26 protein-coding genes are annotated in these 23,014 nt (G+C 58.6%); 7 read left to right on the forward strand and 19 right to left on the reverse strand.

Annotated elements, in window-relative coordinates:
• Positions 1-102: 102 nt before the first annotated feature.
• The 11 genes from ACO6TG_RS01205 to flgB form a co-directional block, all read right to left on the reverse strand.
• Entirely contained in the window at positions 103-1,026 is a 924-nt protein-coding gene (locus ACO6TG_RS01205) for a flagellin (protein WP_094070891.1), read from the reverse strand.
• A 309-nt stretch (positions 1,027-1,335) separates the two neighbouring features.
• On the reverse strand, positions 1,336-2,079 hold the full coding sequence (gene fliP / locus ACO6TG_RS01210) for a flagellar type III secretion system pore protein FliP (RefSeq protein WP_422376517.1): 744 nt from the start codon (positions 2,077-2,079) through the stop codon (positions 1,336-1,338).
• Positions 2,076-2,576, reverse strand: a complete 501-nt coding sequence (locus ACO6TG_RS01215) for a flagellar basal body-associated FliL family protein (protein WP_422376518.1) — start codon at positions 2,574-2,576, stop codon at positions 2,076-2,078. The genes fliP and ACO6TG_RS01215 overlap by 4 nt, the downstream gene beginning before the upstream one ends.
• Before the next feature lie 26 nt (positions 2,577-2,602).
• Entirely contained in the window at positions 2,603-3,307 is a 705-nt protein-coding gene (flgH, locus tag ACO6TG_RS01220; protein WP_422376519.1) for a flagellar basal body L-ring protein FlgH, read from the reverse strand.
• Positions 3,307-3,849, reverse strand: a complete 543-nt coding sequence (locus ACO6TG_RS01225; protein ID WP_422376520.1) for a MotE family protein — start codon at positions 3,847-3,849, stop codon at positions 3,307-3,309. The genes flgH and ACO6TG_RS01225 overlap by 1 nt, the downstream gene beginning before the upstream one ends.
• A gap of 179 nt (positions 3,850-4,028) precedes the next feature.
• Positions 4,029-5,132 (reverse strand): flagellar basal body P-ring protein FlgI, encoded by a 1,104-nt coding sequence (flgI, locus tag ACO6TG_RS01230; RefSeq protein ID WP_422376521.1) that lies wholly within the window; start codon positions 5,130-5,132, stop codon positions 4,029-4,031.
• Positions 5,133-5,585, reverse strand: a complete 453-nt coding sequence (gene flgA / locus ACO6TG_RS01235) for a flagellar basal body P-ring formation chaperone FlgA (RefSeq protein ID WP_422376522.1) — start codon at positions 5,583-5,585, stop codon at positions 5,133-5,135.
• Between the two features lie 16 nt (positions 5,586-5,601).
• The gene (gene flgG / locus ACO6TG_RS01240) at positions 5,602-6,390 is read right to left on the reverse strand and encodes a flagellar basal-body rod protein FlgG (protein ID WP_094070897.1); all 789 of its coding nucleotides are present in this window, start codon (positions 6,388-6,390) and stop codon (positions 5,602-5,604) included.
• A 51-nt stretch (positions 6,391-6,441) separates the two neighbouring features.
• Entirely contained in the window at positions 6,442-6,774 is a 333-nt protein-coding gene (locus tag ACO6TG_RS01245; RefSeq protein WP_422376523.1) for a flagellar hook-basal body complex protein FliE, read from the reverse strand.
• Between the two features lie 2 nt (positions 6,775-6,776).
• Positions 6,777-7,193 carry a flagellar basal body rod protein FlgC gene (flgC, locus tag ACO6TG_RS01250; protein ID WP_422376524.1) on the reverse strand — a complete coding sequence of 139 codons (417 nt, stop codon included), beginning with the start codon at positions 7,191-7,193 and terminating at the stop codon, positions 6,777-6,779.
• 12 nt (positions 7,194-7,205) lie between these two features.
• Positions 7,206-7,586, reverse strand: a complete 381-nt coding sequence (gene flgB, locus ACO6TG_RS01255; RefSeq protein WP_094070900.1) for a flagellar basal body rod protein FlgB — start codon at positions 7,584-7,586, stop codon at positions 7,206-7,208.
• 182 nt (positions 7,587-7,768) lie between these two features.
• Here flgB and ACO6TG_RS01260 point away from each other — a divergent pair, with 182 nt between their 5' ends.
• From ACO6TG_RS01260 to ACO6TG_RS01270, 3 genes are all read left to right on the forward strand, one after another.
• Complete coding sequence (locus ACO6TG_RS01260) at positions 7,769-8,296, forward strand: hypothetical protein (protein ID WP_422376525.1); 528 nt, start codon at positions 7,769-7,771, stop codon at positions 8,294-8,296.
• A gap of 9 nt (positions 8,297-8,305) precedes the next feature.
• A complete protein-coding gene (locus ACO6TG_RS01265; RefSeq protein WP_422376526.1) occupies positions 8,306-8,674 on the forward strand; it encodes a PilZ domain-containing protein in 369 nt (122 codons plus the stop codon).
• 236 nt (positions 8,675-8,910) lie between these two features.
• The gene (locus ACO6TG_RS01270) at positions 8,911-9,666 is read left to right on the forward strand and encodes a FadR/GntR family transcriptional regulator (protein ID WP_422376527.1); all 756 of its coding nucleotides are present in this window, start codon (positions 8,911-8,913) and stop codon (positions 9,664-9,666) included.
• Positions 9,667-9,696: 30 nt separating this feature from the next.
• Here the strand turns inward: ACO6TG_RS01270 and dgoD are convergent, their stop codons facing one another.
• From dgoD to ACO6TG_RS01300, 6 genes are all read right to left on the reverse strand, one after another.
• Positions 9,697-10,830, reverse strand: a complete 1,134-nt coding sequence (gene dgoD / locus ACO6TG_RS01275; RefSeq protein ID WP_422376528.1) for a galactonate dehydratase — start codon at positions 10,828-10,830, stop codon at positions 9,697-9,699.
• Complete coding sequence (locus ACO6TG_RS01280; RefSeq protein WP_422376529.1) at positions 10,827-11,705, reverse strand: NAD-dependent epimerase/dehydratase family protein; 879 nt, start codon at positions 11,703-11,705, stop codon at positions 10,827-10,829. The genes dgoD and ACO6TG_RS01280 overlap by 4 nt, the downstream gene beginning before the upstream one ends.
• A gap of 4 nt (positions 11,706-11,709) precedes the next feature.
• On the reverse strand, positions 11,710-12,714 hold the full coding sequence (locus ACO6TG_RS01285; protein WP_422376530.1) for an ABC transporter ATP-binding protein: 1,005 nt from the start codon (positions 12,712-12,714) through the stop codon (positions 11,710-11,712).
• 3 nt (positions 12,715-12,717) lie between these two features.
• Positions 12,718-13,539 carry a carbohydrate ABC transporter permease gene (locus ACO6TG_RS01290; protein ID WP_422376531.1) on the reverse strand — a complete coding sequence of 274 codons (822 nt, stop codon included), beginning with the start codon at positions 13,537-13,539 and terminating at the stop codon, positions 12,718-12,720.
• Positions 13,536-14,501, reverse strand: coding sequence for a carbohydrate ABC transporter permease (locus ACO6TG_RS01295; RefSeq protein ID WP_422376532.1), 966 nt, complete (start codon positions 14,499-14,501; stop codon positions 13,536-13,538). Before ACO6TG_RS01295 ends, ACO6TG_RS01290 begins: the two co-directional genes overlap by 4 nt.
• Before the next feature lie 70 nt (positions 14,502-14,571).
• A complete protein-coding gene (locus tag ACO6TG_RS01300) occupies positions 14,572-15,825 on the reverse strand; it encodes an ABC transporter substrate-binding protein (RefSeq protein ID WP_422376533.1) in 1,254 nt (417 codons plus the stop codon).
• A gap of 341 nt (positions 15,826-16,166) precedes the next feature.
• Between ACO6TG_RS01300 and ACO6TG_RS01305 the strand changes: the two genes are divergently transcribed.
• Positions 16,167-17,318, forward strand: a complete 1,152-nt coding sequence (locus tag ACO6TG_RS01305) for a fumarylacetoacetate hydrolase family protein (RefSeq protein WP_422376534.1) — start codon at positions 16,167-16,169, stop codon at positions 17,316-17,318.
• Positions 17,319-17,332: 14 nt separating this feature from the next.
• Here the strand turns inward: ACO6TG_RS01305 and fumC are convergent, their stop codons facing one another.
• Together fumC and ACO6TG_RS01315 are read right to left on the reverse strand one after the other, a co-directional pair.
• Positions 17,333-18,718 carry a class II fumarate hydratase gene (gene fumC / locus ACO6TG_RS01310; RefSeq protein WP_422376535.1) on the reverse strand — a complete coding sequence of 462 codons (1,386 nt, stop codon included), beginning with the start codon at positions 18,716-18,718 and terminating at the stop codon, positions 17,333-17,335.
• Between the two features lie 22 nt (positions 18,719-18,740).
• Positions 18,741-19,550, reverse strand: a complete 810-nt coding sequence (locus tag ACO6TG_RS01315; RefSeq protein WP_422376536.1) for an alpha/beta hydrolase — start codon at positions 19,548-19,550, stop codon at positions 18,741-18,743.
• 150 nt (positions 19,551-19,700) lie between these two features.
• Between ACO6TG_RS01315 and ACO6TG_RS01320 the strand changes: the two genes are divergently transcribed.
• The 3 genes from ACO6TG_RS01320 to lexA all read left to right on the forward strand — a co-directional run bounded on the left by ACO6TG_RS01320 (position 19,701) and on the right by lexA (position 23,001).
• Positions 19,701-21,281: an acyl-CoA synthetase gene (locus ACO6TG_RS01320; protein WP_422376537.1), complete on the forward strand. Its 1,581-nt coding sequence runs from the start codon at positions 19,701-19,703 to the stop codon at positions 21,279-21,281.
• Positions 21,278-22,153, forward strand: a complete 876-nt coding sequence (locus tag ACO6TG_RS01325; RefSeq protein WP_422376538.1) for a hypothetical protein — start codon at positions 21,278-21,280, stop codon at positions 22,151-22,153. The genes ACO6TG_RS01320 and ACO6TG_RS01325 overlap by 4 nt, the downstream gene beginning before the upstream one ends.
• 137 nt (positions 22,154-22,290) lie before the next feature.
• A complete protein-coding gene (lexA, locus tag ACO6TG_RS01330; protein ID WP_094070908.1) occupies positions 22,291-23,001 on the forward strand; it encodes a transcriptional repressor LexA in 711 nt (236 codons plus the stop codon).
• The last annotated feature ends 13 nt before the right edge of the window (positions 23,002-23,014 follow it).

Here is a 23,014-nt window from a genome sequence, read left to right on the forward strand (position 1 = left end):
TGCGCGAGCCTGTCAGAACGGGTTCAGCCGAAGAGAAATTCAGACGCAAAAAGACCGCGCCCCGGAGGGCGCGGTCCTCTTTCCATGAAACCCTGAACGGGATTAACGGAACAGGGACAGAATGTTCTGGGAACCCTGGTTGGCGATCGACAGCGCCTGGATACCGAGCTGCTGCTGGGTCTGCAGAGCCTGGAGACGGGTCGATTCCTTGTTCATGTCAGCGTCAACCAGCTGACCCACACCACGATCGATCGCGTCACGCAGGGCAGACACGAAGTCCTTCTGCAGATCGACGCGGCTCTTCACGGAACCCAGGGTGGTTGCAGCATCGGTGATATCGTTGAGAGCGGTATCGATGCCGGCGATCACGGTGTCCAGACCAGCAAGGTCAGCATCGGTGACGGCGGAAATATCCAGATCCGCAATACCGTTGCCGGAGATGTTGGTCAGGGCTGCGAAACCGCGGTCCTGGTCGAGGATGCCGGACTGGTCGGCAGCGTCGTAAAGTTCCGTTGCAGTGGTGTCGAGCGTGATGGTCTGGATGGTGATGGCACCACCAGCGCGGGAGAAGGAGGCCACGATGTCTTTGGCAGCAGCGTAGCCGGCCGCACCGGAGTCAACAGACAACCAGTTTTCACCGTTGAAGACAGCCGAGTCGGCCGTGTTCTGCAGCTGGTTCTGCAGCTCGTTGATGTCGGACTGGATCTTGCCGCGGTCAACACCCGGGGTCCGGGCTGCGACAACTTTGGCTTTGATTTCGTTCATGACATCAACAGTGCTGTCCATGGCGGTATACATGACGTCGACGGTCGCGGCACCAAGACCCAGAGAGTCTTCAACGGCACCAAGAGCCATGTTGTCGGAACGCATGGTTGTCGCGATGGACCAGTATGCAGCGTTGTCTTCCGCGCCGTCGACGCGGTAACCCGTGGAGATGCGGTTCTGCGTCTCTGCCAGGTTGGCGTTCGTGCTCCGCAGGGTCTGCAGAGCGGTCATTGCGGAAGCGTTGGTCATCAAGCTAGACATGATATGTCCCTTTCAATGTATCAGTTTGGTACTGGATTGGAGCGGGACATGCCGGGTTTGCACCGGCACAGCAGGAGCAGCGTCATGCTTTTGAACCTGATGGGTAGTGGTTCAACCTGCTGTCATCTGGACCCTAGCGGCCCAATCTTGCGCGAAGCTTACCCCGATAGCGCCAATTTGATCTTTTTGTCCTTTTGCCTCCAGTCAGCCTGCACCAGAAAAATCGCTTCACGTAATATCGCTCACGATAAAAGGCGGAGCGATGACGCTCCGCCTTTTGGAAGGTCTATAGATTTCAATATCCTGCCGTCAGATAAAGGATCGGATCAGGCTGCCGACAAGCAGGTTCCAACCGTCGATCAGAACGAAGAAGAGCGCTTTGAACGGCAGGGAAATCACCGTCGGCGGCAGCATCATCATGCCCATCGACATGGTGATTGTAGCCACGATCATATCGATCACGAGAAAAGGCAGCGCGATTAAAAAGCCAATTTCGAAACCTCGCCGCAATTCGGAGATCATGAATGCCGGGATCAGGACCCTGAGCTCAACCTCTTCGGCAGAATTTGCTTCCGTGTCGGTGATCCGGCCGGCCGCCAGATCATCGAACAGAACCAGGTCCTCCTCGCGCACCTGGCTCAGCATGAATTCCCGGAAGGGCGTGGTGATCCTGACATAGGCCTCTTCCTCCGAGATCTCATTGTTCATCAGGGGTTTCACCCCTTCATCCCAGGCGCGGTCGAAGGTTGGCGCCATGACGTAGAAGGTCATGAACAGGGCCAGCGAAATCAGGATCAGATTGCCCGGTGTCGTCTGCAGCCCGATGCCGGACCGCAGGAAGGAAAAGGCAATCACGAAACGGGTGAAACTTGTCACCATGATGAGAATGCCGGGAGCAACTGACAGCACCGTCAAAAGCGCAATGACCTGCACGATACGGCCGCTTGCACTGCCCTCGCCCGCCGGCAGGAGCGACGACAGATCAGGCACTTGTGCTGCCGCTGCGCCTGTCATCAGCAGGAGCGCGGCAATAGCCGACAGGGCCCGGATCATTGAATCACCACCGATTCCAGAATGACTTCATGGACCTGACCCTTGGTGCGCGTGCGTGCACGCTCGGTTAGATCTTCCTTGAGGTGCTGAAGTCCGATGCCGCCTTCCAGATGCGACAGGGTGAGCGTTCTGAGATAGGTCAGAAAATCGTCCTCGACCTTCTTCCTCATCACCGCAACGTCGCCATCCACATCGTCTTCAAGCAACACCGAGGCCTGCAACCGGATCCAGGCTTCCTTTGGCGATGACAGATTGGTCACCAGGGGATCGAGCGACTGCAGCCGCGTCGACGGCGAAAACGGCAGCGTATCGGCAAAACTCTGCTGCTGCCGCAACCGGCCGTGAACCTCTTCTTCCGTGTAATCGGAAATATACTTGGCCAGGCCGGCCCCAGCTCCACCACCAATCAGGGTCAAAAGCACAAGGGCCGCCATGAACCCGGACCCGCGGGAGGACTGTCCCTGGGTTTCAATCGGAACTTCGATGATATTGGACATGTTTGTCTTTCCGCTGCTTGTCGGAACTAGAATGGCGTCACGATGTCGTAGATCTGCTGACCCCAGCCTGGCTGCTGCACCTCGGAAATCCGGCCACGTCCACCATAGGACACTCTTGCCTCGGCGATCTTGTCGTAGGGAATGATGTTATTGGCCTGGATGTCCCTTGGCCGTACGATCCCGGCAATCTGCAAGATGCGCATTTCAAAATTGACGCGGATTTCCTGTGACCCGGCGATCACGAGATTGCCGTTTGGCAACCGCTCGGTGACCACTGCGGCAATCGAAAGCTGAATTTCCTCGGACCGGTCGATGGATCCGGACCCGGCAGACCCGGATCCTGAATCCAGATCCAGGCTCGCATCCCCGCTGGTGGAACTGCCGTCCCAGCTCGTGTCCACCGAGCCACCAATGCCGATATCAGAAGTCCGGCGGCGATCGGAACTGTTGTCGAGGTTGGCGCGGTCGTCGATCTGGATCGTTACGGTAAGGACGTCCCCAACCTTCTTGGCGCGTGGATCGGCAAAGAAGTTGTCTCGGCCACTGGCCCAAAGGGAATTGTAGTCCTTGACCGCGCCGCGGCCGAACGTGTTGATCGGGTAGGCGGTTGGCGGCTGGGCAGCCAGACCGTAGCCGACCGGGGACATTTCCGGCGCCCGGCCGACATCTTCCAGTTGCCCGGCACAACCGGCAAGCGCGAGAGTTCCGAGGGAAATCACGAAAGCGCGCATCAGAAACTCCGTTGGGCTTCGGGGTTTGTGAACCCCATCATGGATTGGGTCAGCTGGGCAGCGCGCGACGGTTCCATTTCATCGAGAATGCTGCTGGCGACGCGCGCCTTGAGCTTCAGGAGCACACCAACGGCGGCTTCCTCGTCCGTGGTCGACAACTGCGCTGCAGCGGCCTCGGGCCGCATCCGGCCAATGATCGTCACAACCTGGTCCTCAACCTCGTTGAGCAGATCCTCGCGGCGTTTCACCCAGGCTTCGAATTCTTTTTCCTTGCGCTGCAGCTCATCGATCCGGTCTCGCAGCCGGGCCTCAAGGCTGATCAGCTTCCAGGTCTGCCACTTGATGCGTGCATCGCTCGCCGCTTCGGCGATGTTCTTGCAGTAGAGTTCGCTGTCGCGCGGCGGCGCCTCTGCCTGCTCTGCAGCAGCCTGCGGTTTCTGTCGCGGTGACTGAGCCGAAACAGCGTGCGTTCCGAAACTGATTGAAACCGCGGCAACGGTCAGAAGGACCAGCTTCCGGCAGCGGTTCATGTGACGTGGCATTGCGCCTTCCCTTGTGCTGAACCCGATGATCTGAACCTTCGGTGATCGAGCTTGCGCGGGGCTGGCGGGAAAGAAAAAACCGCCGCTCCAGGAGCGACGGTCAATATCTGAAAGCAGAAGGGTATTTGCACGCAGGCCTTTGCAGGCATGCCGCTGCATGCCCTGGCCTTTTTCATCTCCTACTGGACCACGAGTTCGGCCTGTAGTGCACCAGCTGTCTTGATGGCCTGAAGAATGGCGATGATGCCGGTGGGCCGAAGGCCGATGCGGTTGAGGCCGCGTACAAGCGTTGGCAGGTCCGTGCCGCCCACAACAGCCAGCTGACCGCCCGTCTCCTGCGCGTCGACATAGGTGCGCGGCACCACAACGGTCTGCCCATTTTGTGAAAATGGCGATGGCTGGGACACTTCCGGCGCCTCTGAGATCCGGACGGTCAGATTGCCGTGGGTGATTGCCACCGTAGAGATCTGAACATCCTTACCGATGACAACGGTTCCCGTGCGCTCGTCGATCACCACCTTGGCCGTCTGATCGGGATTGACCCTGATGGCCTCGATCTCTGCAATGAACCGGGTCATGCTGATATTCTGCGGCGGTGTCAGCACCACGGAGCGGTAGTCGCGCTCCCTGGCAACTGTCAGCCCGTAACGCTCCTTGGTGAAGCGATTGATCGCATCGGTTATCCGAACGGCAGTTCTGAAATCCGGATTGGAGAGTTCGAGAACAAGCCCCGGAATATGGGAAAATTTAGCCGGCAAATCCCTTTCAATCAGACCGCCATTCGGCACGCGACCGACGGTAGGAATGCCCTGCGTCAGGCTCTCGGCCTGCCCCAGCTCCGCAAAGCCGGACACGGCCACCGGTCCCTGTGCAACCGCATAGATCTGGCCATCAGCACCCAGAAGCGGCGTGGCAATGAGGGTGCCGCCGGCAAGGGAAGTCGCATCCCCAAGCGATGAAACCGACACATCGATCGTCGCGCCCTTGCCGATGAAGGACGGCATCTCGGCCGTCACCACGACCGCGGCCACATTGCGCGTGCGCAAGCGGCTGTCACGTACATTCACACCCAGGCTATCCAGCATGGATTGCAGGGATTGCTCGGTGAATGGAGAGTTCCTGAGCGTGTCGCCGGACCCCTTCAGACCGATGACCAGGCCATAACCGACCAGCTGGTTGTCGCGCACGCCTTGCAGGCTGGCGATATCCTTGATCCGGACCATGGCAGATGCCGGCGTCGCCATCAGCAGGGCCAGAAGGCAAATGAAAATGCGGGCTATCATTCAATTCTCCACGCGGATCGTGCCGTCTTCCTGAACCCGGCCGGACACCACCAGACCGCTGTCGATGTTGCGCACCCTCACGAAGCTGCCGGCACCGCCATTCTGCAATGCTTCCACCTGCATGATGATCACGAGGCCTTGCTCGCGGAACACCAGCCTGGCCGGTTCGCCACGGCGAACCAGAACCGGTTTCTCCACCGATCTGGCGGGGATGGGTTGCCCGGGCAGCAATGTCCGGCGCGCGACCATGCCGACCAATTCGGACCTGTGAACGCTGACGGCAAATTGCTGCGCCGTTCGGCTGGGAAACTTCCGCTCGACCAGATCCTGATGCGAAATCTCCGTCCCGGCCGGAATGGTCTGGCGTGGCACCGGCAGGTCAATCGTGCCGGCCCTGACAGCAAGACCGCTCAGACACATGGCAAACACGAACAAGAAGATACGGATCGGCATGGTCCTGCGCCCTTTCCTATCGGATTCCGTTGGTCACGGTTCCGGCCATCTCGTCGGCCGCCTTCATGACCTTGGAATTCATCTCGTAACCGCGCTGGGCATTGATCAGGGCGGTGATTTCCTTGACGGGGTCCACGTTGGAGCTTTCAAGATAGCCCTGACGAACCACCCCAAATCCGGGATCGCCCGGTACACCCGCCACAGGCACACCCGAAGCTTCGGTTTCCCGAAACAGGTTGCCCCCGACCGGTTCCAGGCCGACGTCATTGGCAAAGTTGGACAGGGTCAGCTGACCGAGTTCACGCGGCGCCATTTCGCCATCGACCTTTGCAAAGACCTGCCCGCTCTCATTGATCACCACCTCGATGGTTTCTTCCGGAACGATGATCGCGGGTTCGATGGCATAGCCGTCGATGGTCACAAGGCGGCCGTCAGCATTCTTGTTGAAGGACCCGGCGCGGGTGTAGAGGGTTTCATCGTCCGGACCGGTGATTTCGAACCAGCCTCGCCCATCAAGCGCCACGTCGAACTGATTGCCCGTGTTGCTCAGGGAGCCCTGGACATGCAGCTTGCGGATACCCGCCGTGCGCACGCCCAGACCAAGCTGCGCGCCCTCTGGAACCGGGTCTTCGCCGCCGCGGTTCGGCACCCCTTGCAGGCGCTCCGCCTGATAGAGCAGATCGGAAAACTCCGCCTGCGAGCGCTTGAACGACGTCGTGTTCATGTTGGCGATGTTGTTGGCGACCACCTCGACATTCAATTGCTGGGCGCTCATGCCGGTCGCGGCAATGGCTAGGGCTTTCATGGCTTATCTCCTTTGTTCACGCAGGGCTCATTCCGGGTCCTGAAGACCTGGTCAGATCGACATGCGGCTGATTTCCTGATAGGCGTTCACGACCTTGTCGCGGATGGCGATCGCGGTCTTCAGCGTGGATTCGGCAGCCATGACGGCCTCGACCACCTGCTGGACCGAGGCCTGGCCATCAACACCTGCAATCGCCGTCGCCTCACCGGCCTTGATCTTGTCGATCGCACCTTGCGACACCTCGGCCATCGTGTCCGAGAAGCTGGGACCTGAGGCCTGCACAGTGCCTCCAAGGTCCGGGGTTCCTGCCGTGAACCGGGTCGTCGAAGTGGATTTCAGAACACCATCGGTCGACGACGTCAGTGCAGCAATTTCATTGATCATGATCAGGTCCTCAGAAGGTCGATGTGACGCATGACCATCTCGCGGGCCTGGGTCATGACTTTCAGGTTGGCTTCATAGGAACGATTGGTTTCACGCATGTCGGCGAGTTCCAGCAGCGTGTTGACATTCGGCATCTTGACGTAGCCATTTTCGTCCGCGGCCGGATGACCTGGTTCGTACTCCACCGTGAATGGCGCCTTGTCCGAGCCGATACCCTTGACAGAAACCAGGTTTGCCTGGTGGGCACGGTTGAACTCGCTCTCAAAAGTGATGGTCTTGCGGCGATAAGGATCGTCGCCTGAGGTTTCGCCTGTCGAACGGGCATTGGCCAGGTTCTCGGAAACAACGCGCAGACGCTCGGACTGCGCCCGCAATCCGGCGCCGGAGATCTGAAGTGTTGCGGCAAGAGGATCAGACATCGTTGTTTTTCCTTAAGATTTCACGGCAGCCAGATACATGCGATGGAAGGACTTCGCGATACTGGCGTTCAACGAATGATCGCGCGCGACCTCACCAGCCTTCATCAGTTCCTGCTCGATGCTGACCGAGTTTCCGGAGTGGGTGACTGTCCAGCTGTCGGCTTTTTCGACATCGGATTTACGGGCCGCTTCCATCGATTGGCCTAGATGGCTGTCATGGGTCGCAGTCATGGCAAGCTGTGTCTTGCTGATGACCGTGGTGAAGGGTTCCAGATCCCTGGCGTTGAAACCCGGCGTGTTCGCATTGGCGATGTTTTCCGCAATGGTCGCCTGGCGAACGGACAGCCAGTCATTGTTTTGCGACACAAGCTTGGTCAGGAACACAGGCTCCATTGGAGACCTCCTTCTGGATCAGAGTGCTCTAGGGTTTAGGAGATCAAGCTTGTCCGAGGCTGTTCCGCTCCGGCCTTCGCGCCAGAATCACGCAAGGTCCACACAACCTTCGGAGTGCATGCATTGTTGCACGGGCGATCACTGCCTGAATTTATATGACGGCTCACAAGCAGGAGACGCGGATGATCCGGCGGCCCAGCCACCCAGCAGCGATCTGTTCCGGCCCGGAACGCACACACCCGGGAAACCGGCCGCTGACTTCTGTCCGACGCCTCAAGGTTTTATTGACCTGCGCAACCTGCCTGCTCAGCGCGCCTGCTTCACTTCAGGCGCAGGCGTTCGATTGCGACGTCTATGCAAGGAATTATGCCGACGCCCATGTGTCCGGTGACCCGACAGACCTGCATATTGTGGACCAGGCTATGGACGGTGCTGTGGTTGGTGGGGCGTGGCGTGGTGCCAGCGGCGCACGCAGGGGCGCGGTTGCAGGTGGAGCGTTGGGTGTTCTCGACACGCTGGGAAATGACCCGGCCGGTTGGCGCGGTCTCTATGATCTTGCCTACCGGCTTTGCCGGAACTCTCAGTCGCCGGTGACACACCGTCCTTCAACACTTGGCGATCCAAGCTATCGCGCTACACCGCTTCGACCGGGAGCACACGAACCGCCCCTTCCCCCCTTGCCCCTCGCGCCACAAAAACCAGAAAACTGAGGCTGTGCCATGTTCTCTTTCCTGACCGCAAAAAGGGCTTCTTTTGCAGAAGCCCTGCAACGACGCCTTCACCCCCGTCAGCGCACGCGCCTGCGGCCAGCCAAAATCGCCAGCCTGGAGAACGAATTTATCTGCGATTGCACCATAAGGGACATCTCCGAAGGCGGAGTGCGCCTGGTGCTGGACGAGGACCTTGACCTTCCGGAAGAATTCTATGTTTTCGACGCAGTTGCCAAGACAGTCGCAGAAGTCCAGCTCAGGTGGCGGCGTGGACTTGCCGCCGGTGTAGTCTATCTTGTCCCGCCTGCAAGTATCCGGCTCTTTCGAAACACTGGTGTGCGCAAGCTCGCACAAAGACTCTATGCGCTTGACGGATAGTTCCTAGTACTTGTTGGACAAATATTGATTTTGCCCAAATTTTCTCGACGGCAATTCCGCTTTCACAACAACGGGAACGAGATCAATTTCAGCAGCGTAAATTCTTCTTCTTTTAGATTGTGCGGTTTGCATGCATTAATTCTAGTTTTCTTCAGAAATCACGGCTAAAACGGTTGTAGAAGCCGGTGCAGTGACGTCCGGCACGCATCGCAAAATTGAGTCCTCCGGGCACCTTTATGGATAAAGCCAGACAACAGACTTTCGAATTACCGGACAAGGCCCTGACCTCCCTGCCAACTGGCGCGGTCAAGGACACGGTCGAACACCTGGGCAAAAGCGTCGTTCAGGGTGTTTTTGCAACCGACGCAATCTTGCCGCGGGAAGAAGAACTCGTCGACAGTCTGGGAGTTTCCAGAACCGTTGTCCGCGAAGCCATCAAGGTTTTGTGCGGCAAGGGCCTGGTGCGGACTGCCCGGCGCTACGGGTCACGCGTTTGCCCGTTCGAAAGCTGGAACCTGCTGGACCCGGACGTGATCCGATGGCACGATCCGGATAGCCCGCGCACCGCGCGCATCTATGCAGAAGCCACCGATCTGAGGCTGATCTTCGAACCGGAGGCTGCGGCCCTCGCGGCAATGAATGCCACCCCTCAGCAACGCGACACCATTCTTGCCGCGGCCGACGGTATCACACCTGTCAACGGCGAGGAATCGATGATCGGTGCGGACTACACGTTCCACGCAACCATCCTGCAGGCCAGTGGCAACCTCATGCTGGCACAGCTTCAAAACGTCATTTATGCGGTGTTGCTCTTTTCCTATTCAGCCGGCCGTGCAGGAGCACCGGAAGAGCAGGTTTCGCGCCGAAATCACTTGAGTGTCGCGGAAGCAATCGCCGGCGGAGAAGCGGACCTGGCGCGAACGCGCATGCGGGACATGCTTGCCCAGAACAAGGCCATTGCCGAAAAAATTGCCGCAACGGCTGGAAGCTAGTCCCGATGTTCGCCTTCGGATAGGCAGCTTCTACCAGTTGGTGAAGCTGCCATCCTCACGTCTAAGGATCGGCAGGTGTTCCGGCTCAAATCCGTATCGGCACAGAGCGCCAAGCTCTATGTCAACGCCGAGCCCCGGTGCATCAGAGCAGGTCAGATAGCCCTCCTCCCAATGCTGGTTCGACGACATCAGATGGGCCAGGCTTTCACCTGGCAGCTTCGGCAACTCCTGAATACCGACATTCGGGCAGCTGAGATTGAGATGAAGACAGGCTGCCGTTGACACCGGCCCCAGGGGATTGTGGACCGCAAGGTCGATCATGTGTGTTTCGGCCATGGCCGCAATTTTCTTGGCCTCGGTCAGGCCGCCAGCGATGCAGACGTCAACGCGTATGAAATCAACCAGGTCCTCTTCGATCATCGGCCGCATCATCCATTTGGAAGCCAGTTGTTCCCCGGCTGCAAGCGGGGCCGAAGTCTGTGCCCGCAGCCGCCTGTAGCCCTCGGTGTATTCACTGCGAAGCGCGTCTTCCAGGAAGTAAGGCCTCAACGTCTCGACCGCCTTGCAGAAATAGGCGGCCTCGGGAGGCGTCAGTTTGGTGTGAATATCAAACAGAAGTTCGATTTCATCGCCAAGTTCCTTGCGCAACAGACAAAACTCGGTGATGGCCTGGTTGGTTGCCTCGCGCCCGCACATCACGCCATTGCTTCCGCTGAGTGGCTCCCAGCGGATGGCCCGCCAGCCGAGAGCAACCTTTGCTTTTGCCTGTGCCAGCGTTTCTTCCGGTGTCGCTCCGCTGATGTGGCAGTAGGTCAGCACCTTGTCCCGGGTTTTGCCACCAAGCAGCTGGTAGACCGGGACGCCGAGCTTCTTGCCCTTTATGTCCCAGAGCGCAATGTCGATCGCCGCAATGGCCGATGACAGAACCTGACCGGACGGATGGAAACCTGACCGCCACAACCTCTGCCAATGGTGTTCCGTGCGAAAGGGATCTTCACCGATCAGCAGCGACTTCAGATCGCGGACCATGCCTTCAACCGCGAATTCACGGCTTGTCAGCCCGGATTCGCCCAGGCCGTAGATGCCTTCATCGGTTTCCACCAGCACAAACAGCATCGTCCGCCATTCCTTCACCAGGAAGGTCTTGATGTCGGTGATGATCATGACCGTCCCTCGCCGTTTGGTCCGATCACGTCTTGCCAGGTCACTTGCGGTTGCCAACCAAGCAGCCGTTTTGCCTTGTCGCAGCTGAGCATGGCGCCATGGCTTGCCAGCCCCTCGCGCACCGGTACGCCGGGGAACACGGCATCGATCAGAGCCCGGCTGGGCTGGGACATGAGCGTGTTGCCGGCTGCAATGCTGAAGGTTTCGGCACCCGCCAGATCAGCTTCCAGTGCAAGACGAACGGCCCGGGCGCAATCCCTGGCATCGATGTAACCCCAGAGGTTGAATTTCCGGCTCGTGAGATCCTGCCAGTATCCCGGGATCTTCTGAAAGCTGGGCTCGGCCTCAACATCATCGTAAAGAACATTCGACAACCGCAGGCCGATGATGGTCATGCCGTATAGCGTTGCCATCTCTTCGGCAAGATCCTCGGAAATCGCCTTCGAAAGGGCATAGCCGTTCTGGGGTTGGCGCGGAGCCTCCTCGGTCAACGGAACCTCATGCGGCCGACAATTTTCAAAGGGAAAGCCGAAAATCGTTTCGGAACTTGCCCAGACAACCCGCCTGATGCCATGCGCGCGCGCTGCATTGAAGGCATTGAACACCGCGTCAGTGTTGTTTGAAAACCGGTCTGCGGCTTCACGATGGTTTTCGTCCGGATGCGGATTGCCGGCAAAATGAACCAGCCCGTCTGCCTCCGCACAGGCCGCGTGAACTGCTGCATAATCAGTGAGATCCACTTCAATGAAGGGACACAGATCCTCTTTTGGGGGGACACGATCCAGGTTGATGCAGGAATAACCATGGGCCATCAGTTCCAGGATGACAAAATGGCCGGCGCCGCCGCTGCCCCCTGTGACGATAATTGTTTTCATAAACCTAGACCCTTTCCACCGTTCCATCTGCGCGGAACAGATGCAGGTTGCCAGCTTCCGGCGTCATCCAGACCGACGTGCCCGCAGTGATCGGCACTTCTCCGGTCAATCGGATCGTCACCGGCCCGATCCCGTCGGCATCCACGTAGGCCACCGTATCAGATCCCAGATGCTCGGCATGACGTACCTTGCCATGCCATTCGCCTTCCTCGAAAGACATTGAAATGTGTTCGGGCCGCACACCGACCATGCGCGCCCGGCGCTGGTCCGCAACGTCTCCTTCGATGAGGTTCATTCTGGGTGAGCCTATGAACCCGGCGACAAACGGATTTTCCGGACGCTTGTAGAGATCCATCGGTTCTCCGACCTGCTGCACCACGCCCGAACGCATGATGACGATCTGGTCCGCCATGGTCATCGCCTCCACCTGATCATGGGTAACGTAGATCATCGTTGCATCGAGCCGGTCGTGCAGTTCCGCCAGTTCAACGCGCATCTGGGTACGAAGCGCAGCGTCCAGATTTGAGAGCGGCTCGTCGAACAGGAACACTTTCGGGTTTCGGACGATGGCGCGTCCAATCGCAACCCGCTGGCGCTGACCGCCGGACAGTTGCCGCGGCTTCCGGTCGAGCAGAGGACCGAGTTGCAAAATGTCGGCGGCCTCCTCGACACGATCCCGAATTTCCTGTTTCGGACGTTTCGCCAGGCGCAGCGCAAAGCCGATGTTCTGTCGAACGGTCATATGGGGATAAAGCGCGTAGGACTGGAACACCATGGCAATGCCGCGCTTGTCAGGTTCTGCATGCGTGACATCTTCTCCACCGATCGAAATTGCCCCTGAAGAGACCGTTTCAAGACCGGCGATCATGCGCAGCAGAGTGGACTTGCCGCAACCGGATGGTCCCACCAGGACGGTGAAGGATCCGTCTGGAATGTAGAGTGACAGATCCGGGATCACTTCAACCGACCCGAAACGCTTCTGGACATTTTGCAAGATGACGTCGGCCATGGATTATCCTTTCACGGCGCCGCCGGTCAGGCCGGCCACGATGTATTTCTGAGCTGCCAGGAAGAACACGACTGCGGGTGCCAGTGTCGCGGAGACAAAGGCCAGGGTCCGGTTCCATTCCCAGGCATATTCACCGCGGTAGTCCATCGCGCCGAGCGTCCAGGTGTACCCATCCCGATCGTTGAGCATGATCAGCGGCAGCAAGTAGTTGTTCCAGCTCTGCACGAAGACAAAGGTGGCAATGGTAGCCAGGATCGGGGTCGACAAGGGCAGCGTGAACAGGAAGAAAAAGCGGATGTAGCCGCAACCATCCACGCGTGCGGCTTCGAACAGCTCCGCCGGCATCTGCGCAAAGAACGTTCGGAAAAACATGATTGAAAATGCAAGTCCGAAGGCCACCTGCGGCAGGATCACCCCCCAGGGCGTATCCAGAATGCCGAGATCGCGCACTGTCAGAAACAGCGGCAGGATCGCCGCAGCAAAGGGAAACATCAATCCGAGCAGCAGATAGCTGTACAGAAAATTCGCCCCGAAAAACCGGGCCTGTGCAAAGGCATAGGCCGCCATAGAGCCAAGGATCAGCGTCAGCATGACCGTCAGCAGAGAGATCACCAGCGAATTCCAGAGATAGATCCAGAAATTCGGATCTGCGAGGATCTGCCCGTAGACTTCGGTGTTCCACTCGTTGGGCAGACCGAAGGGAGACACCCGCATTTCCCCGGTCGACTTGAACCCGCCAAGGATGGTTGCCGACAACGGGATCAGGATCAGGGACGAGACGAACAGGAGCACGGCAATCCGGGCGACCTCTTTCCAGGTGATCATGTCTGTCCCCTTTGCACGGTCTTGCGATAAAGAAATGCGAAGGCAACCCCAACCACAAACAGGAACACACCGACTGCGGAACCGAACCCGATGTTCAGCCGGATGAAGCCGAAATTGTAGAGGTAGCTGACCAGCGTGTGGGAGGAATTTGAAGGTCCGCCGGCGGTCATCGGCATCACCACATCAAACACCTGAAGGCCGCCCAGGACCGCGTAGAAAACCGAAATCGTTATGGATGGCCAAAGCAGCGGCAGCTTGATCAGAAAGACTGTCTGAAGCGTCTTGGCGCCATCGATTCTGGCCGCTTCCAGCACTTCGTTGCTGATCGATTGCAGCCCGGCAATGAAGATCATCATGTGAAAGCCGAAATACTTCCAGACGATCACCGCCAGAATGCAATAGAAAGCCCAGGGTCTTTCGGCGAGCGGAAAAAAGGCCTTGTCCCACCCCATCAGGTCCGAAAAGGACTTCGACAGGCCGTAATTGCCATCCAGAACGAAGGAGAAGATAAGCCCCGTGGCGACCTCGGCCATGATGTAGGGAAGAAAGAAGATCAGCCGAAAAATGGTGTTGATGCGACTGCTGCGATAGATCATCAGGGCCATGGTCATGGCCAGCGGGATCTGGATAGCGATCGAGACTCCGATCACCAGAAGCGTGTTGATCAGGGACTGCTTGAAGGCAGAATGCGACAGCATGCGATCGAAATTCTGTGCGCCGACCCAGCGGCCGAAGGTCTTGCCCGTGTCTTCGTTCAACGCCCAGGGCACAGGTCCATAGCCGGACCATTTGTAGGGTGAGAACAGCCCTGCCTGAAGCATCGGCAAGATCACGAAAACAGTGAAGACCAGAATGGCCGGCGGCACGAAGATCAAGATCATCTTGAGCTGCCCGTTCGACAGCATGCGCTGAAAGGCCGATTGCCGCGGCAAGGTGACCGCTCGGTCTGCGGAGACAAGCATGGAATTTCCCGAATAAGTGTGCGGGCCCGCCCGTCAATGGGAAAACGGACAGGCCCGGTTTATTCCAGCTTCACTGGAATTGACGTGTTTCTTCCAGAAGCTCGGCCGCTTCCCGGGGCGTGATGTCGCCGGTGGCCAATTGAGCGGAAACGTCGTTGATGACACCGCCAAGTTCCGAGCCGAAATACTGATCGAGGAACAATTGGTGGTAGGTTGAAGCCCCGCCGATATCGGCGAACTGCTTCAGGACGACATCTTCCACCAGGCCGCTGGCTGCCGGCACCGTCGGAATGTAAATACCTTCGGCGGCGGCCCGTTTCTGAGCCGTTTCACCCATGAAAAATTTGAGAAAGTCGACGGCTTCATCCGGCGCATTCCTGGTCAGGACGAAACCGGACGCACCACCAAGCGTATCGGTGATCTTGCCTTTGCCGCCTTCAACCGCGGGAAACGAAATGACCCCCAATTGCTCGTCCCTGAGCCCGCCGTTGGACGCGGCCGCCCGGCTGGCGCCGAGGTCCCAGTCGCCCATCAGGTGGAAGAGGCTGCCGCCATCGCCCCAGATCCCGGTCGCCTGATCATATTTGACGCCCATGAACCCGTCCTGAAACGGTTCCAGCTCGATCAGCCGGACGAATTCTTCACCCGCGCGTACCCAGTCCTGATTGGCAAACCCGCCATTCTCGCCGGCAGCGGAGGCCGCCATCCCTTCCTGCCCCATGATCCGCATGGCCAGAAGCGAGTAGAAGAAATGAAGCGGCCACTTGTCCTGTCCCCCGACCGTGAACGGGGTGACGCCGGCCTCTTTCGCGGCCTTCACCGTTCCAAGGAGGTCGTCGTAGGTTTCGATCTTGGTTGGATCGAGACCGAGTTCGCTTGCGATATCCTTGTTGTACCAGATACCGACCGTCTGAGATGCCTCAGGCGCGCCATAATACTTGCCGTCATGTGACAGAGCGGCCATGCCACCGGCGGACAATTCCTGCTGCCATTCGGCGACGGTTGCCTCATCAAGCGCTTTCAGAAAGCCCTGCTCTGCCTGCTCGTAGAACACACCCCCGGACCAGCTGAAAAACAGATCCGGAGCCGCATCGGACTGCAAGAGTGTCGGCAGTTTCTGCTTGAAGGATTCATCCTCCATGAACTCGACATGGACGGTCACGCCATCATTCGCGGCATTGTAATCCGCGACCAGATCCTCATAGAGCTGCTTCCAGGTGGCACTGTCCCGATTAATGGACAGGACGTCGATCGTGACCTCTGCCTGAGCAAGGCCGGCCGAGAGTGCAATCACACTGGCCAGCGCGAGTGACTTGATTCTCATGTGTCTCCTCCAGACGTTTCCCCAAGACGCGCCTGTGCCTCCACAACACGCCCCGGTCCTGGGGATCCAGAACGACTGAGGTACGCACCTCATTTCATGCCTGGTGAATGCGTTTTCACGCTGCTGCAACGCGGGACTTTTCAACCAGGCTCGTTCTAGATATTATCTAGAATAATTCAACTTGATGACGAGGTCAACGGACTTTGGCAGCCGAAGCAGAAGCCGGTCTCTTGCAGCAAGGGGCCCGGCGGTGCAGCGCCTGAAGGCGTTTACCTGGACCGAAAACCGCGCATAGTTATCGTTGGATACTGGCGGCAAGCGTCGCTGACAGGAGGAAACAGATGACAATTTTCACGCCCGATGAACTGGCAGGCGGCGTTTTTCTGGGACGGCTCTGGCGGCCCGAGGTCAGTGGCCCGGCGGTCGTCACCGTGAGAAACGGAAATCTTGTCGACATCACGTCCAGAACAGCTCCAACGGTGCGAGACATTTGCGAGCTGGAGGCCCCTGCCTCCTATGTTTCCGAGGCCACCGGAGAAATCATTGGTCCAATTACCGAGATATCAGCTGCCTTCACAGGTAATTCGGATGCGCCTCACTTGCTTGCGCCTTGCGATCTGCAAGCGGTCAAGGCTTGCGGCGTCACTTTCGCAAGATCGATGGTCGAGCGGGTCATTGAGGAAAAAGCCGCAGGTGATGCAAGACAGGCCGAGACAATTCGAACCAGAGTAGGCGCAGCCATCGGCGACAGTCTCCGTAACATCAGAGCGGGCTCGAAGGAGGCGGCCAAGGTAAAGGAAGCCCTGATCGCAGAAGGGCTTTGGAGCCCTTATCTTGAGGTCGGCATCGGGCCAGATGCCGAGGTTTTCTCCAAGGCACAAGTATTGTCCTCCGTCGGCCCAGGCGCGAGTGTCGGCCTTCATCCAAGTTCAAGCTGGAACAACCCGGAGCCGGAAGTGGTTCTGACCGTGTCTTCAAGAGGAGAAATAGTCGGCGCCACGCTCGGCAACGACGTCAATCTGCGTGACATCGAGGGCCGGTCGGCGCTCCTTCTGTCAAAGGCCAAGGACAACAATGCCTCCTGCGCGATCGGTCCAATGATCCGCTTGTTCGACGAAACGTTTTCCCTCGACGATATCCGCAGTGCGGAGCTGACTCTCACTGTGGCAGGAGAGGACGGATTTCACCTGACCGGTCACTCGTCCATGGCCGAGATCAGTCGCGATCCGCAAGATCTCGTCGCCCAGACCATCGGGCGGCACCATCAATATCCCGATGGTCTCATGCTTTTCCTAGGCACAATGTTCGCCCCAACGCAGGACCGGGACGTTGCCGGAGAAGGCTTTACCCACAAGATTGGCGACAAGGTCACGATCTCCGCCCCCGGCCTCGGCAAGCTGAGCAACACCGTCGATTTGTCCACCATATGCCCGCAATGGACCTTCGGCATCAGCCAGCTGATGCGCAATCTCGCCCAGCGCGGTTTGTTGTAACCAGTTCAGCCTTATCAGATAGAAGGCCCCAACATTCGTGAAGGATCGACGAGCCTGTCGAAATCGTCGCCGGTGACAAAACCGAGATCGAGACAGGCTTGTTTCAGCGTCAGGTCGTTTTCGAATGCGTGGTGGGCCGCATGGCTGGCCTTGTCGTAACCAATCACCGGGCTGAGCGCCGTGACCAGCATCAGGGACTGATCGAGATAGTCCTGGATCCGTTTTTCATTCGGCTCCATGCCATCCACCAGGAACTGCGCAAAATTGGCGCTGCCATCTCCCATGATCTTCACCGACTGCAGGATCGCGTTGATCATGAGTGGCTTGTAGACATTCATTTCCAGATATCCGCTCGCTCCGCCAATACCGACCGTCACATCATTGCCCATGACCTGGGCCGCGATCATGGCCAGCGCCTCGCATTGAGTCGGATTGACCTTGCCCGGCATGATCGACGAACCGGGTTCGTTGGAGGGGATCTTGAGCTCGAAGAAACCGCAGCGCGGGCCGCAGGACAGAAGACGAATATCGTTGGCAATCTTGAACAGGGACACCGCCAGCGTCCTGAGCGCCCCGCTCAGCATCACCAGCGCATCGTGACTGCCCTGGGCGGCGAACTTGTTCGGCGCGGAAACAAAGGGGAGCGCCGTCAGTTCGGCAATCCTGCGCGCAGCAAGATCGGCAAAATCCGGATGGGTGTTGATCCCCGTGCCGACGGCGGTGCCGCCCAGCGCCAAGGCATAGACATCCGTCAGGGCATGTTCAATCCGGTCGATATCCTGACGGATCATCTCCGCATAACCGGAGAATTCCTGGCCCAGCGTCAGCGGCGTCGCATCCTGCATGTGGGTGCGACCGATCTTGATGATATCGCTCCAGGCTTCCGCCTTGCGTTCCAGGCTCTTGTGGAGCGTTTCCACTCCCGGCAGAAGCCTGTCATTGACCTGCAGGGCGGCGGCCATATGCATCGCCGCCGGAAATGTGTCGTTCGAGGATTGCGACATGTTGACATGATCGTTGGGATGCACGGGTTCCTTGGATCCGAGCACCCCACCAGCCAGCGCTATGGCCCGGTTGGAGATCACCTCATTCACGTTCATGTTGGTCTGCGTTCCGCTGCCTGTCATCCAGACATGCAAGGGAAAGTGATCATCAAGCTTGCCGTCGGCTACTTCCGACGACGCCCTTGCAATCAGGTCGGCAAGATCCTCCCGCAGCAGTCCGAGCTCCGCGTTCGCACGTGCGGAGGCCTTTTTCAGGTAGCCATAGGCATGAACAAGCTCGATCGGCATCAGATCCGTGCCGATGGAAAAGTACTTTAAGGAGCGTTGCGTCTGGGCGCCCCAGTACTTGTCCTCCGGAACGTCGATTTCACCGAGGCTGTCGCTTTCGGTCCGCATGTCGCTCTCCTTCAGATACGGCCTAGGTCTCCACCAGAGCCGAGGTCAAACCGCTGCCCGGATCCTTCAACCCGTCGATGACATCGAAATGATGCCGGTCCGGATCCTCATGATAGCTGGCTGCCGGCCAGGCCTCGGCAAGCAGTTTCGATTGCCTGAGGAATTCCGGCCGCTCCGCTCCTCCAACCCAGGCAACGACCGGACAAGGGCCCGAAGGCTCCTTGAGCGCCGGGCTTTCCGCGACAGCATCCTCTTCGCTCATCCCGAAGCTCTCGTTCATCTTCGTCTTGCGCAGCGGCCGAAGGTCATGAAGCCCACTGACGGAGACGACCTTCTCGATCCGCTCCAGCACCTCCGGTTCCAACAGGCTGTCTTCGCACACCATACGGCTAACGAGATGACCTCCGGCGGAATGACCCGTCAAACGGATTGGACCGCTGACCCGGTTGGCCACCTTTGTGATCGCTTTTGCGATCTGGCGGGTGATATCGGCAATGCTTGCATGTGGCGCGAGATCATAGGACGGCAGGCAGGTGGTCCATCCCCTGGCGAGGGGGCCTGTGGCAAAATGAGACCAATAGGACTTGTCGAAGCGCATCCAGTAGCCGCCATGGACAAAAACCGCGAGCCCTCTCGATTTCCCCTCGGGATGAAAGACATCGAACCTGTGGCGCGCGCCCTCCCCGTAGACGACATCGATATCCTTCTTCATCCAGGATTTCCGGAAGGCCGCCGAATCGCTTTCCCAACGCGCTATAAAAACTTTTGCACCCGGTATATGGGCAGCGTTGGCATAAGCGTCGTCCCAATCGGTAATCGTCATCTCAGTCATAAATGGCCTCAGGTTTCCCTCTTCATCTTGTGGCCGGCATCCTGCACGATTTGCCGTGAAAGCGGAATGACTTGCTGCAAGACATGCTTGTCAAATCGATCAAGGCCGACCTAACGTCTTCTCCAACGAAGCATCTGGAGACTGAAACTGATGGTAACGCGCTGTTCGGACCGGGTAATCAATCTGGCGCAGTTCCTGACAAAAAACGCAGCACGCTGGCCCGACCGGCCTGCCATCGTCTCGGAGGGAACCACCTGGAGCTGGAAAGAACTCGACACCCGCGTGTCAGCTCTTGCGAACGCGCTTGTCTCCGAATACCGCCTCTCCAAGGGAGACAGCCTGCTGGTTCAGGCACAAAACTCCAGCCAGATGATCGAGATCATGCTGGCCGCTTTCCGGCTGGGTGCCATATGGGTACCCTGCAATTTCAGGCAGGCCCCCGCCGAAACCGCCTATGCCGCCGGAAAGGCAGCTGCAAAGGTGTTTGTCTGTGATGCGGCCTTCGCGGCACAGGCGGACGCGGTGAAGACCGCCTGCCCTGGTCTTTCGGGATGTATCAGCATTGGCGACAGCGGATTCGGCGCCGAGTATGAAGACCTGATCGATCGACACATGGGTGGCAAAGTCAGGAATGCCGAGGTCGACTATACCGATCCCTGCTGGCTGTTCTTCACATCGGGTTCCACGGGCCGGCCGAAAGCGGTGGTTCTGAGCCATGGCCAGATCGGATTTGTCTGTGTCAACTACATGGCCGACCTGATTCCCGGCACGACGGAAGAAGATGCCTCCCTGGTCATTGCACCGCTGTCTCACGGCGCCGGTCTCCAATTGATTGCCCAGCTCGCGGCGGGGTCGGCACATGTCCTGATGCCACCGGGCGGTTTTTCCCCGTCAATAGCGTTTGAGCTGATCCAACGGCACAAGGTCTCCAACCTGTTCACGGTCCCGACCATCGTCAAACGACTGGTCGAGGATCCGGCGGTAGACCGATACGACCATTCCAGCCTGCGCCATGTGATTTATGCGGGTGCGCCCATGTATCGGGAAGACCAGAAGACGGCTCTGAAGAAACTCGGGTCCGTGCTCGTCCAGTATTACGGGCTAGGCGAAGTCACCGGAAACATCACCGTGCTTAGGCCCCAGGACCACGTTCTGGAGGACGGGCCAACCGCCCGTGTCGGCACCTGCGGCACGGAACGCACCGGCATCGAAGTCTCCATCCAGGATGACGACGGCAACATTCTGGCACCGCATGAGACCGGAGAGGTCTGTGTCATCGGTGCCGCGGTCTGTGCCGGATACCTGGAAGATGAGGCAGCGAACGCCAAATCGTTTCGCAATGGCTGGTTCCGCACAGGCGACATCGGTCACATGGATGAGGCCCGGTTCCTCTATCTGACCGGTCGTGCCTCGGACATGTATATTTCAGGCGGATCCAACGTCTATCCGAAGGAAGTGGAAGAGGTCCTCCTGACCCATCCCGGACTCTCTGAAGTCGCGATTCTGGGCATCCCGGATCCGGAATGGGGGGAAATCGGACTGGCTGTCTGTGTACCCGTAGACGGTTCTTCACCCGATCCGGCCGAGCTATCCGATTTCCTGAACGGTCAGGTGGCACGCTACAAGATGCCTGCACGCTATCTGTTCATCGAGGAGATGCCGACCAGCGCCTATGGAAAGATAACCAAGAAGCTGGTCCGTGAACATTTGACTGAAAAGGGGCTGCTATGAGACGCCCGGCGCCAAAGTCCCTCGCCGAAATCCGTCATCCGGGTCCTAAGGCGGCAGACCGGCGCCCGTTCATTCCTTGTGCAGCTGAAGCCGTTTCCTTCGAGATCGCCTCTGACCGCCCTCTGCTGGAGGCGCTGGGCCACTGGGCCGAAGCGGAAGGCATTGATTCCGCCATCTTGAATCTCGGCGGTGTTGCCCTGGCTCCATTCGACTACGTCATGCCGGACAGAGCGATAGATGATCGTCATGCAGCCTGGTACAGCGACACCCGCTCCTGCGAGAAAGCCCGGCTTGAGGAAGCCGTTGCCGTGTTCGGTTGGCGCGACGGTGGCTGGTTCGCCCATATCCACGCCTTCTGGCTCGAGGGCGGACAGAAGCGATTGGGCCACCTTCTGCCGGACACATTGACCTTGGCAACAACGAGCACGCTCACCGGTTATGGTCTCAAGGGAGCCCGGTTTGAAGCTGCATTCGACCCGGAAACAGAGTTCACCCTGTTCCGCGTCAAGGAAACTGTAAGCCGCCACAGCGGATTGCCAATAAATGCTCTGATCGCGACCCTGGCACCGTTCGAAGACATTCACCAAAGTGTCGAAAGCCTTGCTGCAACACTCGGCACGCCGGCCTACGAGGTCATGGGACTCGGCAGCTTTGCTGGCGCATCCTTTCATGACACTGCGTCGATGACGGGACTCATATCGGAGATCCTGTTACGCCCGGGAGCTGGATCCCCGGAAGGCAAAGGACTGTCGATCCCCGTGCGTTGTGTTGATCTTGACGGCAATTACCACCAGGGAACGGTCCTCGCAGGCCAGGCCCCGACGCTGGTGACATGCGAACTCCTCATCCGGTCGGAGGACTCTTCCCCGTGAAACACACAGATGAACCACCTGAGCGCAGGATCAAACAGAGGGAACAGTAAGAGAACATTTACCCTTGCAGAACACAATGAGAACAGGTACTGTGTTCTTGATTTGTACCAGCCCATTCTGCGGTAGGGGATGCCGATATGCTGACGCGCAAGCAGTACGAACTGCTCATGTTCATTCATGAACGACTGAAGGAAACCGGTGTTCCGCCGTCTTTTGATGAAATGAAGGATGCGCTGGACCTCAGATCCAAGTCCGGCATTCACCGGCTCATTACCGCACTCGAAGAACGTGGCTTCATCCGCCGCCTGCCCAACAGGGCCCGCGCCATGGAAGTTGTCCGCCTGCCAGACTCAATCGCACCCGGTCTTGGCGCCCCGCGGCCGCGGGGCAGCTTCTCGCCAGAAGTCATCGAAGGCTCTCTCGGCAAGCCGGAGGCCCCCAAACCGGTCGAAGAACCAGTCGCCGCCGGAACCGAGATCCCCGTAATGGGCCGTATCGCGGCCGGTGTGCCGATCGAGGCGATCCAGACACACAGTCATTCGATCACCGTGCCACCGGAACTGCTTGGCAAAGGGGAGCATTATGCCCTGGAAGTCCGCGGCGACTCCATGATCGAGGCCGGCATCCTTGATGGCGACACGGTGCTGATCCGCAGGACGGACAGCGCCGACAGCGGTGATATCGTGGTCGCTCTTGTGGATGACGAGGAAGCGACCCTGAAACGCCTGCGCAAAAAAGGCGCCTCGATTGCGCTGGAGGCCGCAAACCCAGCTTACGAAACGCGTATTTTCGGCCCGGGACGCGTACGCGTTCAGGGGCGTCTGGTGGCCCTCTTCCGACAGTATTGATCTGTCCCGGAAA

It is taken from the genome of Roseibium sp. (assembly GCF_965233565.1).
In the GTDB taxonomy this organism is placed as follows: Bacteria; Pseudomonadota; Alphaproteobacteria; order Rhizobiales; family Stappiaceae; genus Roseibium.

Coding starts and splice junctions, on each gene's coding strand:
- ACO6TG_RS01315 (WP_422376536.1), bottom strand. CDS start 19,550: ATGACTGAGATGACGATTACCGATTGGGACGACGCTTATGCCAACGCT.
- ACO6TG_RS01280 (WP_422376529.1), bottom strand. CDS start 11,705: ATGAAAACAATTATCGTCACAGGGGGCAGCGGCGGCGCCGGCCATTTT.
- flgG (WP_094070897.1), bottom strand. CDS start 6,390: ATGAAAGCCCTAGCCATTGCCGCGACCGGCATGAGCGCCCAGCAATTG.
- ACO6TG_RS01305 (WP_422376534.1), top strand. CDS start 16,167: ATGACAATTTTCACGCCCGATGAACTGGCAGGCGGCGTTTTTCTGGGA.
- ACO6TG_RS01270 (WP_422376527.1), top strand. CDS start 8,911: ATGGATAAAGCCAGACAACAGACTTTCGAATTACCGGACAAGGCCCTG.
- dgoD (WP_422376528.1), bottom strand. CDS start 10,830: ATGATCATCACCGACATCAAGACCTTCCTGGTGAAGGAATGGCGGACG.
- fliP (WP_422376517.1), bottom strand. CDS start 2,079: ATGATCCGGGCCCTGTCGGCTATTGCCGCGCTCCTGCTGATGACAGGC.
- ACO6TG_RS01300 (WP_422376533.1), bottom strand. CDS start 15,825: ATGAGAATCAAGTCACTCGCGCTGGCCAGTGTGATTGCACTCTCGGCC.
- fumC (WP_422376535.1), bottom strand. CDS start 18,718: ATGCGGACCGAAAGCGACAGCCTCGGTGAAATCGACGTTCCGGAGGAC.
- ACO6TG_RS01260 (WP_422376525.1), top strand. CDS start 7,769: ATGATCCGGCGGCCCAGCCACCCAGCAGCGATCTGTTCCGGCCCGGAA.
- ACO6TG_RS01285 (WP_422376530.1), bottom strand. CDS start 12,714: ATGGCCGACGTCATCTTGCAAAATGTCCAGAAGCGTTTCGGGTCGGTT.
- ACO6TG_RS01265 (WP_422376526.1), top strand. CDS start 8,306: ATGTTCTCTTTCCTGACCGCAAAAAGGGCTTCTTTTGCAGAAGCCCTG.
- flgI (WP_422376521.1), bottom strand. CDS start 5,132: ATGATAGCCCGCATTTTCATTTGCCTTCTGGCCCTGCTGATGGCGACG.
- flgC (WP_422376524.1), bottom strand. CDS start 7,193: ATGTCTGATCCTCTTGCCGCAACACTTCAGATCTCCGGCGCCGGATTG.
- ACO6TG_RS01245 (WP_422376523.1), bottom strand. CDS start 6,774: ATGATCAATGAAATTGCTGCACTGACGTCGTCGACCGATGGTGTTCTG.
- flgH (WP_422376519.1), bottom strand. CDS start 3,307: ATGCGCGCTTTCGTGATTTCCCTCGGAACTCTCGCGCTTGCCGGTTGT.
- ACO6TG_RS01205 (WP_094070891.1), bottom strand. CDS start 1,026: ATGTCTAGCTTGATGACCAACGCTTCCGCAATGACCGCTCTGCAGACC.
- flgA (WP_422376522.1), bottom strand. CDS start 5,585: ATGCCGATCCGTATCTTCTTGTTCGTGTTTGCCATGTGTCTGAGCGGT.
- ACO6TG_RS01225 (WP_422376520.1), bottom strand. CDS start 3,849: ATGCCACGTCACATGAACCGCTGCCGGAAGCTGGTCCTTCTGACCGTT.
- flgB (WP_094070900.1), bottom strand. CDS start 7,586: ATGGAGCCTGTGTTCCTGACCAAGCTTGTGTCGCAAAACAATGACTGG.
- ACO6TG_RS01320 (WP_422376537.1), top strand. CDS start 19,701: ATGGTAACGCGCTGTTCGGACCGGGTAATCAATCTGGCGCAGTTCCTG.
- ACO6TG_RS01215 (WP_422376518.1), bottom strand. CDS start 2,576: ATGTCCAATATCATCGAAGTTCCGATTGAAACCCAGGGACAGTCCTCC.
- ACO6TG_RS01290 (WP_422376531.1), bottom strand. CDS start 13,539: ATGATCACCTGGAAAGAGGTCGCCCGGATTGCCGTGCTCCTGTTCGTC.
- ACO6TG_RS01295 (WP_422376532.1), bottom strand. CDS start 14,501: ATGCTTGTCTCCGCAGACCGAGCGGTCACCTTGCCGCGGCAATCGGCC.
- lexA (WP_094070908.1), top strand. CDS start 22,291: ATGCTGACGCGCAAGCAGTACGAACTGCTCATGTTCATTCATGAACGA.
- ACO6TG_RS01325 (WP_422376538.1), top strand. CDS start 21,278: ATGAGACGCCCGGCGCCAAAGTCCCTCGCCGAAATCCGTCATCCGGGT.